This is a genomic window from Vibrio sp. 10N.261.52.A1 (genome assembly GCF_002876325.1).
Lineage (GTDB): Bacteria > Pseudomonadota > Gammaproteobacteria > Enterobacterales > Vibrionaceae > Vibrio > Vibrio chagasii.
In genome coordinates, this window is the sequence record NZ_MCYD01000430.1 from 1 (window position 1) to 341 (window position 341).

1 protein-coding gene is annotated in these 341 nt (G+C 35.8%); it reads left to right on the forward strand.

Annotation, left to right across the window (positions count from 1 at the left end):
* Positions 1-305, forward strand: a 305-nt coding sequence (locus BCT81_RS05155) for an abortive infection system antitoxin AbiGi family protein (RefSeq protein ID WP_241908164.1), incomplete at its 5' end; no start/stop codon positions are given.
* Positions 306-341: the final 36 nt, after the last annotated feature.

The window sequence follows — 341 nt, forward strand, 5'->3', positions numbered from 1 at the left end:
ATGTCGACTTTTCTAGTCCAGAATACGAAATCGGTTATGCAGCTAAGGGGCATCAAAAGCTCACGGATAGCTACAGCGACTTTTTAGCTTACATTAAGACATTCGATACAACGGAATTTGATAGCATTTATTGTGAAAGAGAGTGGAGATCAACTCAGAATTTCAAATTTACATTTGATGATGTAGCAATGTTAATTTTACCTTCAGAACAGGAGGGTTTTGAGTTTTATACTGACTTTTTGAGTAATTTTGTTCTGCCTAGACAAGTCACGGTTGCTAGGTGGGAAGATTTAGTCGAGAACTAAAATTTACCTAACAAAGTATTTAAGAGTGATTCGTAA